We start from the raw sequence: 14,621 nt of genomic DNA, 5'->3' as shown, positions 1-14,621 counted from the left end.
CAGGTTATTTTGGGTTTATTGTTAATTGACTAAAGCTATGGATTGTTTTCATAGCTTTTTTTCGTTTATAGCCCTCGTTTTTTTTGGGAAAATTGATTTTGCCCCTCCTTATAAATAGAATTACGAAACCAATCAACCTCAACATACCAGCTCTTCCTATGAAAGTGATTGCTAGTTGAAATCAGCCTTTTTGCTAAAATCCTTAGGTAGTTCTCCAAATTGCTTATGGAAGCACTTGGAGAAATAGGAAGGGGAGCTGAAGCCTACTTTTTCGCTTATTTCTGTGATCGAATAGTTTCCTATCCGTAGGAGTTCTGCGGCTTTCTTTAGCCGTACCAATCGTATATAGCCGTTGGGCGTCAATTCTGAGACGCCTTTGATCTTTCTCAATAAACTGGATTGGCTCATGCAGAGGACATCTGCAAGCTCGTTTACCCCAAAGGCTTCATTGCTAAGCTGGTCTAAGATGGCTTCATTGGCCTTAAAGAGGAATTCCTCATCCGCACGGGTATGTGCAATACTTTCCACATGAACCAGAGGTTGGTTGGCGAATGCCTGTCTGATCTTGTCTCGGTATTGAAGGAGATTTTTGGCTTGTAGGCTTAGGTACTCCATAGAAAATGGCTTTTCCAGATAGACATCTGCTCCCATTTCCATCCCTTCGATTTTTGCACTTAGGGTGTTCTTGGCGGTCAGAAGAATAAGGGGGATATGACTAAATTCAAGATTCGATTTGACCGCATTGCAAAGTGCAAAGCCATCCATAATAGGCATCATAACATCACTAATGATGAGGTCCACGGGCTTTTCATTTAATATTGCTAAGGCCTGCTTTCCATTCTCTGCCTTATGAATAAGGTATTCCGCCTTGAGTTCCTTATAGATGAATTGCTGCAATTCCCGATGATCTTCCACCACCAATAAGCTAGGCTTCTTTTGGTTTGACCGCATTTCAACTTTCTCCTTGGGAGGTTTTGCATGACTGTCTTGCTCCTCCGTCTGGTCCATGGGATCTGACAAAATGATGCTGGATTGCTGCTTTATAGGCAATTGTAAGGTGAAGGTATTTCTGTTGGCTTCTAGGGCTTGGTCGAGGAAAAGCTTGCCTCCATGCATCTCGGCTAGCGATCTAGCTAGTGGGAGGCCTAAGCCAGTACCCGGCGAAGAACCGGATTCAGTGTTTCCATCTATCTGGAAAAAAGGTTCGAATATTTTATGCTTGAGTTCTGCAGAAATTAGCTTACCGTCATTGGAGATCAATACTTTAAAATCCTCCTCCTGCGGCATGACAATCAATTGTATGGTTACCGTTGCCTCTGCATTTTTGATGGCATTGGATAATAAATTGCTTATGATTTTGGTAAAGGCTTCTCGGTCAATATCGGCATAATAGGGCGTTTGAATTCCAGTCAGATGGCAGTTGATGAGCTTCTGCTCTGCGCTGGTTTTGAAACGCGTATAGGTGTCATTAAGGAGTTTTCCTACATCAGTACGTGTGAAATTGAGTCGAAAATCCTGCTTCTCCGTTTTTCTGAAATCCAATAGCTCATTGCTTAAGTCTATCAGGCGGTTGGCATTTTTATTCATGATCCATAGATTTTCTCGTATCTCCGTAGGAAGGCTCTCATTTTTCCTCAATATGCTCTCCAAAGGTCCTTTGATTAGCGTCAAAGGTGTCCTTATCTCATGGGTAATATTGGTGAAAAATTCTATTTTGGATTGGTACACTTCCTTTTGAGTTTCATCCTCCAGGCGTTTAAAAGCAAGCTTTTGGCGATGGGCAATTCGATTATTATAGCTGCGGCTAAGCCAGAACAGGATAGTGCCCAGCAGTAAGAAATAGCAAAGGTAAGCCCATGAGGTTTTCCAAAAAGGAGGAGTAATCAGGAGGTCCAGGCTGCCTATAGAATCGGACCATTCCCCAAAGATATTCGCCGATTTTACTTTGAGGGTATATTGACCGGGAGGCAAATAGGTATAATTAATTCTTTGGTTTTGGCTGAGATAGGTCCAGTCTTGATCGAAACCTTCCATTTTATAGGCATAGGGGCGAGCCTTGGAAGCGGTATAACTTAATGCCGCAAAATCAAAACTTAGAGAAGATTGACTGTAATTCAATGTGATCTGAGAACTGTGGGTGATCGCTTGTTTTAATATTGGATTTTTACCATTGATTTCCACTGGTTTATTAAAAACTTGAATTCCGGTAAAGACTATCGGGGGATTATAAGTATAAGGTTTGAAATCCCTGGGGTCGAAGGAAATAAAGCCATTCAAGCAACCGAAATATAAGGTTCCATCCTTATCTCGAAACCCACTTTTATAATTGAAAGGATAAGGCATCAGCCCATTATCACTCGTAAATAGTCGGTACTGGGTAGTTTGTGGGTTGAATTCCAGTAATCCCTTATCACTGCTGATCCACAGGTGACCCGAGATATCTTCCACTACTTTATATGCATTGGTACAGGGGAAGCCATTGGAGGTATTATAAGGGGTGAAGCTGTCGGTGGATGGCTCGTATAGACAGAATCCACCGCCTTCTGTTGCTATCCATATTCTACCTTGACTGTCCTCAAAAAGGCTAATTACGAGATTATGAGGAAGGCTTTCAGGAATAGCGCTGTCTGAAGTATATAGTTTAGTTTCCTTTGTTTCGGGATTATAGCGGATCAGGCCGGCTCCATAGGTGGCCAGCCAAAGGTTATTATGCTTATCCTCGAGTAGGTCGTAGATGAATTTGTGCCCTACCTCTGGCACCCAGTTATACCGTTGCAAGGAATCATGATAGCGGAAGAGGCCACCGACAGTGCCCATCCATAGTCGATCCTTATGGTCCACAATAAGGGAATGGATCTCATTATCATGAGGAATATGCTCTTCACTATGCAGGCTAATAGGTTTAATTTTGTTGGTAGATAGATCCACGAGGTTTAATCCCTCCTCAAAGGTCGCTGTGCCCACCCATAGCTGGTCGCCCTTACGCGCTAATCCATGGACATTATGATAGGAGAGGCTATGAAGGTTGTTTTCAGGTTTGAAATGGCGGAAGAGATCAGTTTTGGGATCGTAAAGATTGAGGCCGGCGTCCTCAGTGCCGATCCATATCGTGCCGTTTTTACCAGCCTCAAACTCCCGTACGCGTTTGCCACTGATGGAATTTGACGTGGAGATAGGGTAATGCTTCTTAAAGGAGGTGGGGTGGTTTGGAAGATAGTTTAACCCTCCAAAATAGGTACCTACCCACATCCCTTCTTCATTGTCCTGATAGATGGAATAGATCGCATTATCTGATATTGAATAAGGGTCATTAGGATTTTCCCTTAGATTCTGATAGGTATTGGTTTCCAGGTTATAGTTGAATATCCCGGACTCGGTCCCAATCCAGAGCTCTTGCGGGGAAGTTTTACAGATTTCTCTTATGAATAAATTCTTGCCGTAAGGGTCTTTGGTCAGTAAGGGGATACATTGTCCAGTGGATTTATCCATTTTTACCACCCCCATATTCTTAGTGCCAATAAGGAGGTAATTTCCAAAATCTTCCAATTCTAAGATAAAAGCATCGATCACCTCTTGGTTCATTTTTACTGGTTTGAATCCCTTTTCGTGAATGCTAAATTTGAAAAGTCCTCGTGAGGTGGTGGCCACCCAGATATCTCCTTTAGGATCAATGACTATGCTGGAGGTATTGTCCGGAGGAGTAAATCCTTCCTGGTTTTCGGAAAATGGCTGATGTTGAATTAAGGTATTATCTTTTTCATTATACTTAAAGAAGCCTCTCCTATTTGCCGCAATCCATATATTTCCCGATTGATCCTCCTTCACCTCTCCAATAGATCCACGTACCTGATTTCCTAAATCCGACTGTAGGTCAAAGGAGATGAAGTCTTCGGTTTTAGAATTATAGATAAAGAGTCCGTCCCCAGTGCCGACCCAGATCCTCTGCTGGCTATCTTCAAACAATCCATAAATAAAATTGTCTTTCAAGGTATTAGGTTTGTCAGGCTGCGCGCCGAAATGGCGGAAGCTATGCCCATCATATCGGTTTAGCCCATTTTTGGTCCCAAACCACATGAAGCCTTGGCTATCCTGGAGAATGCTAAAGACCGTACTTCCAGACAAGCCATCAGACATATCCAAATGCTCAAAATAATGGTCTTTTGCCAACTGACCATGCGTTTGGACTGAAGTCAAAAAGCAAGAAAGGACATATAGAAGGAGAATAATTTTTTTCATTAGCGCAGGCCTCGGCGAAGACATTAGGCATTAGATGATGATTCTATAAATAAGAGCTACCGGATCAAGCCTCCAAAAGGCAAGTCAAAGGGACAGCGTAAAGGCTTAACAGTCTAAAATTAGCAAAATGCTTGATTTAGGGATAGGCTGGGTGCTAAAATAGAATTTACAAACTCAAAATTGAAGGATTATTACGATGAGGTGACGGATTTTTAGCATTTCGAGTCAGTCCCTTAAGCCCTAAGCATTGCCACGGTGCATTTATAAAGAATCAATTCTATTTCCTCCCCAAAGCGAATAATATCACTCAAAAAACTTAGAAAGACAATATTGGAGGAAAAGTCTCCATTTCTGAAGGATTTGTTCCATCCGCTTGGGAGGAGCATGGATAACTTAGCAAAGTAGTATTCAAGCTCACGAAGCTAGGATAGTATAGGGCTGTTTCGGTAAGACAGTCTTTAGTTTTCAAACACTAAACCCTATAATGATGATTCATTTTCACATTGCATTTTTAGATGCTGGTTTTTTACGCCCTTCATTCGCGTCTTCAAGGACATTTGATTAAAAGATAGGAGACCCCGGTCTTTATAGTATTTGTGGACTAGTCACTTAAGTACTGATTTGGTCATGGTCCTTACTTTTATTGCCAGTAAGGTGTCGATTTATATAAAAATAACCTTAACCCAAAACCTAATATTTTATGAAATCAAGATTACTGAAGTATGGCAGTTTGATAATTATTCTGCTATGTAGCCTTGTTTTTTCTGTGGTCGCGCAAGGACGACAGGAGATTCAAGGCATCATCAAAGAGAAAGCGACTGGGGAACCTATCCCAGGAGTAAGTATTTTGGAAAAAGGTACCACTAATGGGACTGTTACAGGAATCAATGGTGAGTTCAAATTGGAGCTTACAGGGAGTAATCCTGTAATTAGAATTAGTTTTATAGGTTTCAAAACCTTAGAACAAGAAGTAGGAAATAGAAGCGATTTCGATATGCACCTAGAGAGTGAGTTGGGAGACCTCGAGGAGGTGATCGTGGTCGGTTATGGAGAGCAAAGGAAGGAGTCTATAACAGGGGCGGTATCTAATATCACCAGCAGAGATATTGATCAGGTGCCCACCGCGACAGTGGGTGGTGCATTGGCAGGAAAGCTGCCTGGGCTGTCTTTTCGCCAGCCTGATGGCCGTCCAGGTGCTGGCGCTCAATTAATGATTCGTAATCTTGGCTCGCCTCTCTATGTAATTGATGGCATCCAGAAAGACGAGGGTCAATTCAATAACCTAGCTCCGGGAGATATAGAAAGTATTACAATCCTGAAGGACGCATCAGCAGCGGTCTATGGATCTCGAGCGGCCAATGGGGTCGTGGTGGTAAGCACCAAAAGAGGGCAACGTGGTGATGATCCGCAGATCAGCATTAATGGATACTACGGTATTCAAAACTGGTCTAGGTTTCCCGAAGGAGTTAATGGTTACGAATGGATGCTGGGAAGGGCAGATGCAGACCTAAACCAATTTGGATCTACTAATATTACTCCTGAGGAGCTTGACAAATGGAAGACCGGCACGGAGTACGGATATCGGTCATTTGATTGGCGAGATTATATTATCAAAGGCAACGCTCCTCAAAGTAATTTTAGTGCGAGTGTATCCGGTGGATCGAATAAGACAAATTATTATCTGGCAGTAACCAGGTTTGACCAAAAGTCAGTTTTCAGCGATGAATTTGAATTCAATCGGACTAATCTTCAATCCAATATCACTACTGATGTCACGGATCGGATCACCATAGGATTGCAGCTCAATGGTCGAATAGAAAATAGAGATAATCCTGGTGTCCCGGGAGGGGATGATTATTGGCAACCTAGATTTGCCTTATTCCGAAATCGGCCTACAGAGCGCCCTTATGCTAATGATAATCCAGACTATCCAGCCAATATCAATAATATCGAAACCAATTGGGCCTTACTTAATTACGAAAGGACAGGGTTTTATGAGGATTACTGGAAGACTATCCAGACCAACTTTACCGCAGAGTATGACATTCCTGTAGAGGGGCTAAAGGCCAAAGCACTTTACTCCTATTACTATGCAGATCGATATAGCAATACCTTCGAATATACCTATGATGTATATGATTATATCCCGCAGACAGAGGAATATATTCGGACAGGGGGGAATGACAATCCTTATAGAGACAGAAATCAACAGAAAATAGAAGAGACTGTTTATCAGTTCCAATTGAATTATGATAGGGTGTTTGCTGAGAACCATAAGCTGGCCATTTTAGGACTATATGAGCGGATCCAGAGGTTAGATTATCGCAATTATCTCCACTCTGTACCCACCAATAATTTTCTTCCACTCGTGCAGTTTGCGGATACCGATACTTATAATGACTATGAATATGAGGAAGCCAGAGTTGGATATGTAGGGCGGGTCAATTATGAATACAAAGGCAAGTATTTACTGGAAGTTTCTGGAAGGTATGATGCTTCATGGAAGTTTGCTCCGGATAAGCGATGGGGATTTTTCCCTTCGATATCTGCCGGATGGAGATTGAGTGATGAGGCTTTCTTGGATAATTTCTCTACCAAAACCAATTTTGATGAACTGAAGCTTAGGATTTCTTATGGAGAGCTGGGCGATGATAATATCAATGCCGGTATCAATTCGGATGATCCGCGGTATATTAATTCATTTGACTATCTGACAGGCTATAATTATGGGGTATCCACCGTCATACTTGATGGGGAGAATGTGCAAGGATCAAGTAATACAGGGCAGCCTGTGGATAATTTATCATGGTACACTAGTAAGATGTTTGATATAGGGCTGGATTTTTCTTTTGGCTCAGGAAAGATTACGGGGACTTTGGATTATTTCCATCGAAAAAGAGATGGTCTTAGAGATATAAAGGATGATGTATTCCTGCCTTCGGAACTGGGATATGGACTTACCGATGAGAATTTGGCTAGTGATGTGACCTTGGGAGGGGACATGGGCTTATATTATAATGGAAAGGTGCAGGATTTGACTTTTCGAATTGGCGGCACTTTTGGCTATGCGCGAGGAAAGTATCTAAACTCTTACAACCCTACATTTAGTAGCAGTTGGGATCATTTTAGAAACTCAAGGGAAGACAGGTGGAATGGGATTTTTTGGGGCTATGAGGTGATAGGTCAATTCCAGTCTCAAGAGGAGGTAAACTCCTATATGGTGAATATAGATGGGCAAGGAAATGGAACGCTCTTACCAGGAGATTTGATCTATAAAGACGTCAATAAGGATGGCAAGATCGATGATTTTGACCAGCGTCCAATCGGCTATAGCTTGGACGGGACACCAAGCATAAGTTATGGGTTAAATATGTATTTTAACTATAAGAACTTTGATCTAACGATGGACTTCTCAGGTGGGTCGTTGGCTTCCTATAATCAGAATTGGGAGATGAGATGGCCTTATCAGAATGGTGGCAATTTGCTAGCTTATATGTACGATGACAGGTGGCATCGTGCAGATCCTTATAATTTGGATAGTGAGTGGATTTCCGGAGAAAGCCCAGCCCTACGGTACAATGCTGGAAACCATAGTAATTATAATAAAAATTCAACATGGTGGCTCACCAATGTCAAATACCTAAGAATGCGAACAGCTTCTCTAGGCTATACATTGCCTCCTAAGGTATTAAGTAAGCTGAAGATTGAACGAGCTAGGGTATATTTTTCAACTTATAATCTGTTCTCTGTGGACAATGTTCATCAATTTGGTATAGACCCGGAGGTACGGGATGAAAACGGGCTTCAATATCCACAAAATGTGAATATGAACTTAGGGTTTAATTTGACTTTCTAACCAGAACCTATCATGAAAAAAATCATATTAAGTATATGCACTTGTTTAGCTCTGCTGACAGGCTGCAACGACGAAGAATTCTTGACCCGACAGCCTACTGACCTGTTGACTGAGGATCAAGTGTGGGAAAATGAAGACCTGGTACTTTCTGTACTCGCTGACTTGTACAATCGACTTCCTGATTATCAATCGGTCGAAATATGGTGGGAGTTTGCCAACTTTGATGAATTATTTGCCTCCAATGCTGGCGACTATTACAGACATCAAAACCAGGATTATGATTATGATGACTGGGGAATATGGGATTATTCTTACATCAGGGATATTAATTTATTCTTAGTTAAAGCTCAGGAAGCCGGGAATTTGGATGCAGAAAGTAGAAGTCGATTTATTGCCGAGGCTCGTTTTATCCGCGCCATGGTGTACTTTGAGCATGTCAAGCGCATGGGGGGAGTACCATTGATCTTAGAACCTCTCGAATATGATAATAGTGGGGATCCTACCTACCTCCAACATCCCAGGGCCAAGGAATATGAGATCTATGATTTTGTGATTAGTGAGATGGAATCCATCAAATCAGAGCTTCCCGAAGGTGGGACCTACTCCCGTGCTACCAAAGGTGCCGCTCTGGCCTTGCAATCTCGGGCGGCTTTATATGCTGGCTCTATTGCTAAATATGGACAATCTACCCCTAATGTTTCCCTTCCGGGGGATGAGGTGGGCATACCCCTTAGTATGGCCTCTGACTATTATACCCTTGCTCTAGCTGCAGCAGAAGAGCTGATCAAAAGTGGTACGTACCAACTTTATAATAATGATGCTAATCGGTCTGAAAATTTTGCCAACCTTTTTCTTACTAAAAATAATAATCCTGAGGTGATTTTCGCAAAGGATTTTCTTGTGCAAGCGACTACCCATGGGTTCACCATTGATGCTATCCCGAGAAGTTTGAGAGAAGAAAATACCGCCGGTGGTAAGTTAAATCCATCTTTAAATTTAGTTCAATCTTTTGAACTTATGGATAATAGTTTCGCCCCATTACCCACCACCGACCCGTCTGGAGCAGTGATATATTATGAAAATCCGCAGGACATATTTTCGGGACGTGATCCTCGTCTAGCAGGAACAGTCATCCTCCCTGGCTCCACTTTTAGAGGGGCTGAGGTGGACATATGGGCCGGATACAAACTCCAGGATGGGTCCATCGTCACCTCGGATCAGTTGGGAGGAAGAGCCACGCTTCCAGGCCAGACGGATCCAGAGCAAGTGGTGGGTTATGATGGTCCTATTGCCAACTTAGAATGGTCTGCTCAGAATGGGTTCTATCTCCGCAAATACGTCGATACACAAGTAGGCTCGGGTCAAAGAGGCACAGGAAGTTCCGTATGGTGGATTCGCTTTCGCTATGCTGAGGTACTCCTCAATGCAGCGGAGGCCGCCTATGAACTTGGTGATCCCGTGAAGGCTGTAAATTATATGAACCAGGTCCGGAGACGTGCGGGCATGCCCATAGACCTGACTCCAGCAGAGATGGATTTTGACCGAATCGTACATGAGCGAAAGGTGGAGCTTTCCTTTGAAAATCATATCCTTTGGGATTTGAAACGATGGAGGCTCGCCCATCAAGTATGGAATGGAGAAGCGGTACCACTGACAGATACACCTGGGGATGCTGATGCCATTAGCACCAGAGTATTTGGACTGAAACCTTACAAAATTTATAGTCCCGGTAGTCCTAACCATCTGAAGTATGTTTTTGAGGAGTTTATCCCCACGCCAGTCTTCAATGCTCATCGGTTTCGTTTGGGAAATTATTATTCTAAAATCAGTGATAATATCTTAACGGACAATCCAAAGATTGTAAGAAATCCCAACCATTAGAGACCTGTTAAATTTTGAAATCCTATGAAAAATAATATAAAATATTTGCTTGGAATTAGCCTGTTAGCAATAGGTATTTCCTCCTGTGCTTATGATAATTACGATGAACCTAAATTACTCTTCGAAGGAAATTTGGTATATAATGGGTACCCGATAGGTGTAAGCTATAATGACGTGTATTTTCAACTTTACGAAGAAGGCTGGCAAACCTTTGGGAATATCAGTGTGGCGATTGATCAGGCGGGATCATTTTCATCGCTTTTATTCTCTGGTGACTATAAACTAATCATTCCCGCTGATCAAGGTCCCTTCATGAATATTCCCAACCCTGAAACCAGCTCGGATACTATTCCCCTGAACCTTCGGACTGGCTTAACGATGGATATTGAAGTGCTTCCTTATTATATGATTCGGAATGTGACCATAACTGGAAATAGCACCTCCGTATTAGCCAGTTTTGGTATAGAACAGGTGATCACTAACAGTGATGCCCGACCGATAAATGAGGCAGTTCTTTACCTAAGCAAAACTGCCTTTGTGGATGGACGGACGAGCATTAGCGCCGCCAGGGTTAGTGGCTCGGATATTACTGACCTTTCTTCTATAAACTTGACGACTTCTGTTCCTACTATCAGTCCCACCCAAGGCTATGTTTATGCCAGGGTCGGCTTGAAAATAGAAGGCGTTGAGGATATGATATTTTCGGCTATTGAGCGAGTTGATTTTTGAATCTATGTCAGATAGACCTTCATTGAATTGGATTTAAAATGTAGGAGGAAGATAAATTGAGGTTTAATACAAGTGGTGTTAAAAACCACAGGCCTATTTCTTCCTCCTATAATTTTAGCCTAACTAAGAAGATATACTCTAGTTGAGAGTCTCGAGTGAAGTTGCCATTCATAAATGACCATTTTGCTGAGTCAAAGAACCTCGACAATGATACAAGTGGTATTCTTAACGCCTGATATTATTTCCTCTTACATTCTGTACAGTTTAATATTGAATAGATGAACCTATATATAATATGAAAGTTCGCCAAAATATATTTATGCTCCTCCTGCTATTGTTCCATACAGTAGCATGTACGAGTAATGCACAAGAACCCTCAGCAAGCACTATCGATAAGGATAGAATCAATAATACCTATACCAATCCTGTTTGGGAACCTATTTTGGCTGATCCAACAATAATTAAGGAGGGGGAATATTTTTATGCTTACGGGACCGAGAATGATTGGGCAGAGGAGGGCGGATACCATTTGCTGCCTATTCTCAAATCAACGGATCTTACTGATTGGGAATTAGTAGGAGATGCGCTTTCTACCAAACCCAATTGGAAGAAGGAAGGAGGGATATGGGCACCAGATGTAAGTAAGGTAGGAAAGCATTTCTTCATGTATTACTCATACTCCACTTGGGGAGATCCGAATCCAGGAATCGGCTTAGCCATTGCAGATTCCCCAGAAGGCCCATTTGTGGATCAGGGTAAGTTATTTGACTCTAAAAGTATAGGTGTGGAGAATTCAATTGATCCCCATTATTATGAGGAAGGTGAGCAGAAATACCTGTTTTGGGGGAGTTTTAAGGGGTTATATATGATTTCACTAAGTGAGGATGGGAAGTCGGTGGTAGGGGATAAAACCCAAATTGCAGGAGACCATCTGGAGGCAAGTTATATCCTTCACAGAAATGGTTTTTATTATCTATTTGCCTCCTATGGGTCCTGTTGTGAAGGTATCAATAGTAGCTACCAGGTCTGGGTGGGCAGGTCATCTCATCTAGAAGGTCCCTATCAGGATAAGGCAGGGAATAAGCTTCTTGATGGCCATTACGGGGAGCTGGTACTCAAGGGGAATTTAGGAGAAGAGGGCTTTGTTGGTCCAGGTCATAATGCCGAGATAGTCAGCGATAAGGCAGGTACAGATTGGTTGATTTACCATGCCATGCTCAAAAGGAAAGCACGCTCCTCTAATGAAACCAATAGAAGAACATTATGCTTGGATAAGTTGATATGGAGGGAAGATTGGCCATTGGTTTATGGTCAAGAACCTAGTCATCATCCAGAGAAAAAACCAGTGTTTTAAATTAAATTCAGTTCATATAATTATTGAAATAAAATATAATATGATGAATAATCTACTAAAATATACATTGCTATTCCCTCTATATTTGGCTGGAATAAGTTGCCAGGCTCAAAGTACCAAGATTCACCAAGAGGATGAAATGTCCATTCGGCCGCCAGCATTTCCATTGATCACTGTGGATCCTTATTTAAGTATTTGGAGTATGGATGATCAACTTGCAGGGAGTGCTACTAAGCACTGGACGGGCCTTCCAAACCAACTTCAAGGGCTGGTGCGTGTAGATGGTAAATCATATTATTTTTTAGGAAAAGAAATGACCGAAACATCCACTTTGTTACCTATGTCTGGGATGGAGGGGCAGTGGAAATATACCTATTCGCAGCCCAATGACTCATGGATGCAGGAGGAGTTTGTGGAGGGGGTAAATTGGCATACCACCAAGGGTGCTTTTACCAATGGGGAAGATAGTCCTGCTCCAAACAAATGGACGACCAAAGATATTTGGGTTAGAAGAACTTTTGAGTTGGATCGAACGGATTTTAATGATTTACTACTCAATATACATCACGATGATAATGTAGAGGTATTTATCAATGGGATCAAAGCCTATGAGAAAATAGGCTGGGTAAATGCTCCTATCCAAATTACTCTTCCTGAGGAAGTGAAAGAGTCCTTGCATAAGGGAACAAATGTATTGGCAATTCATTGTGAGAATACACGGGGGGGCGCTTTTTTGGATGCAGGAATTTTGGAGGTAATCCCATCATCAGTACGTATAGACACGGCTGAACAAATAAGTGCAAGTGTAAGCGCCACTTCAACAGACTACTTTTTTCATGCCGGACCTGTGGCTCTGAAAGTAAAGTTCACTTCTCCGATGTTGCCAGATGATTTGGAGGTCTTCAGTAGGCCTGCAAATTATATAAGCTTTTCGGCCAATTCATTGGATACCCAACTTCATGAGGTACAGGTGTATCTTAGTGCTTCATCTGACTTAGCGGTAAATACTACAGATCAGATGGTGGGAGGGGAGCGTTTGGAAATTGAAGGTTTAACAGCTCTAAGATTGGGTACTGTTACACAGCCAGTGCTTCAAAAGAAAGGAGATAATATAAGAATTGATTGGGGGTATATGTACCTGACTGCCTCAGACCAGCACTCCATTAGCTCGACCATAAATTTCAATCAGTTAAGCATTTTGGACTTTGTAAATCATGGTAAACTGACGGTGGAAGGAGCCTTGCCGGATGCTTCCGCGCCAGTACAGGGCATGATTACTGCGGCAATGGCTCTTGATTTTGGAAAGGTGGGAAAGAAAGAAACTACTGATTTTGTTACTCTCGCCTATGATGATATTTATTCCGTTCAGTTTTTTAGTGTCAATCTTAAAGCTTGGTGGAAGAAATATGGCAAAAGTACCGCTGAGATGCTCCAAGCTGCACGCTCAGACTATGAGTCAATAATGCGGGCCGCTAAGCAGTTTGACGAGAGGCTTTATAAGGATGCCAAAGCGGCGGCAGGTGTGGAATATGCGGAGATATGTGCGCTAGTGTATAGGCAAGCCATAGCTGCACACAAAGCAGTGGAAGGGCCTGATGGGGAGTTGTATTTTTTTTCTAAAGAAAACTTCAGTAATGGTTCCATTGGTACCGTGGATATAAGCTATCCTTCTGCTCCTTTATTTTTATTATATAATCCTGATTTGCTAAAAGGCATGTTAGACCCTATTTTTTATTATAGTGAAAGTGGCAAATGGGCCAAGCCTTTTCCCGCCCACGATATAGGAACTTACCCACTCGCCAACGGGCAGACTTATGGCGAGGATATGCCTGTGGAGGAAGCGGGAAATATGATTTTGTTAACTACAGCGATCTCTAAAGTGGAAGGAACAGCCGACTATGCGAGCCAACATTGGGAGGTATTGACCACTTGGGTGGAATACCTTGCCAAGGAAGGCTTTGACCCAGCAAATCAGCTTTGTACGGATGATTTTGCTGGACATTTGGCACATAATACCAACTTGTCAGTCAAAGCGATATTAGCGATAGCCGGTTATGGGCAGATGGCTCAATCCTTAGGGAAAACGGCAGAGGCGGAGAAATACACACTATTGGCCAAGGATTTTGCGCAGAAGTGGATGGATAAGGCCATTGATGGAGACCATTACAGCTTGACTTTTGACCAAAAAGGCTCTTGGAGCCAAAAATATAACTTGGTATGGAATAATCTTCTTGGACTAGACATCTTCCCTGATGAGGTAGCTCATCAGGAGGTCCTTTATTACCTAAGCAAGCAAGAAGCTTTTGGCCTTCCCTTGGATAGTCGGAAAACCTATACTAAGTCGGATTGGGTATTTTGGACGGCCTCACTGGCAAAGTCAGATCACGATAAACAAGCGCTAATAGCTCCCATGATTGACTATATAAATAACACTCCCGACCGGATTCCGGTGAGTGATTGGCATGAAACCACCACAGCGGAATCTGTAGGTTTTAGAGCCAGGTCAGTAGTAGGCGGGTATTTTATGCCAGTACTAAAGGATTATTTTTTGAATAAATAGGCTTA

6 protein-coding genes are annotated in these 14,621 nt (G+C 42.4%); 5 read left to right on the top strand and 1 reads right to left on the bottom strand.

Annotated features, from left to right (window positions below; genetic code table 11):
- Positions 1 to 171 precede the first annotated feature (171 nt).
- Entirely contained in the window at positions 172 to 4,236 is a 4,065-nt protein-coding gene (locus B050_RS0113935) for a hybrid sensor histidine kinase/response regulator transcription factor (protein WP_018474553.1), read from the bottom strand.
- Between the two features lie 700 nt (positions 4,237 to 4,936).
- Between B050_RS0113935 and B050_RS0113925 the strand changes: the two genes are divergently transcribed.
- The 5 genes from B050_RS0113925 to B050_RS0113905 all read left to right on the top strand — a co-directional run bounded on the left by B050_RS0113925 (position 4,937) and on the right by B050_RS0113905 (position 14,616).
- The gene (locus B050_RS0113925; RefSeq protein ID WP_018474551.1) at positions 4,937 to 8,092 is read left to right on the top strand and encodes a SusC/RagA family TonB-linked outer membrane protein; all 3,156 of its coding nucleotides are present in this window, start codon (positions 4,937 to 4,939) and stop codon (positions 8,090 to 8,092) included.
- Positions 8,093 to 8,104: 12 nt separating this feature from the next.
- Entirely contained in the window at positions 8,105 to 9,973 is a 1,869-nt protein-coding gene (locus B050_RS0113920) for a RagB/SusD family nutrient uptake outer membrane protein (RefSeq protein ID WP_026235894.1), read from the top strand.
- Positions 9,974 to 9,997: 24 nt separating this feature from the next.
- The gene (locus tag B050_RS0113915; RefSeq protein ID WP_018474549.1) at positions 9,998 to 10,702 is read left to right on the top strand and encodes a DUF3823 domain-containing protein; all 705 of its coding nucleotides are present in this window, start codon (positions 9,998 to 10,000) and stop codon (positions 10,700 to 10,702) included.
- Positions 10,703 to 10,997: 295 nt separating this feature from the next.
- On the top strand, positions 10,998 to 12,056 hold the full coding sequence (locus B050_RS0113910) for a family 43 glycosylhydrolase (RefSeq protein WP_018474548.1): 1,059 nt from the start codon (positions 10,998 to 11,000) through the stop codon (positions 12,054 to 12,056).
- 40 nt (positions 12,057 to 12,096) lie between these two features.
- Positions 12,097 to 14,616 (top strand): glutaminase family protein, encoded by a 2,520-nt coding sequence (locus B050_RS0113905; RefSeq protein ID WP_157492790.1) that lies wholly within the window; start codon positions 12,097 to 12,099, stop codon positions 14,614 to 14,616.
- Positions 14,617 to 14,621 lie beyond the last annotated feature (5 nt).

The organism is Echinicola pacifica DSM 19836 (assembly GCF_000373245.1).
Taxonomy (GTDB): Bacteria; Bacteroidota; Bacteroidia; order Cytophagales; family Cyclobacteriaceae; genus Echinicola; species Echinicola pacifica.
The sequence above is the reverse complement of the archived record's forward strand: the minus strand, read 5'-3'. Positions and strand labels throughout refer to the sequence as shown.

What these genes read in the sequence shown, in the direction of transcription:
- B050_RS0113935 (WP_018474553.1), bottom strand. Translation starts at nt 4,236, where the DNA reads ATGAAAAAAATTATTCTCCTTCTATATGTCCTTTCTTGCTTTTTGACT.
- B050_RS0113925 (WP_018474551.1), top strand. Translation starts at nt 4,937, where the DNA reads ATGAAATCAAGATTACTGAAGTATGGCAGTTTGATAATTATTCTGCTA.
- B050_RS0113920 (WP_026235894.1), top strand. Translation starts at nt 8,105, where the DNA reads ATGAAAAAAATCATATTAAGTATATGCACTTGTTTAGCTCTGCTGACA.
- B050_RS0113915 (WP_018474549.1), top strand. Translation starts at nt 9,998, where the DNA reads ATGAAAAATAATATAAAATATTTGCTTGGAATTAGCCTGTTAGCAATA.
- B050_RS0113910 (WP_018474548.1), top strand. Translation starts at nt 10,998, where the DNA reads ATGAAAGTTCGCCAAAATATATTTATGCTCCTCCTGCTATTGTTCCAT.
- B050_RS0113905 (WP_157492790.1), top strand. Translation starts at nt 12,097, where the DNA reads ATGATGAATAATCTACTAAAATATACATTGCTATTCCCTCTATATTTG.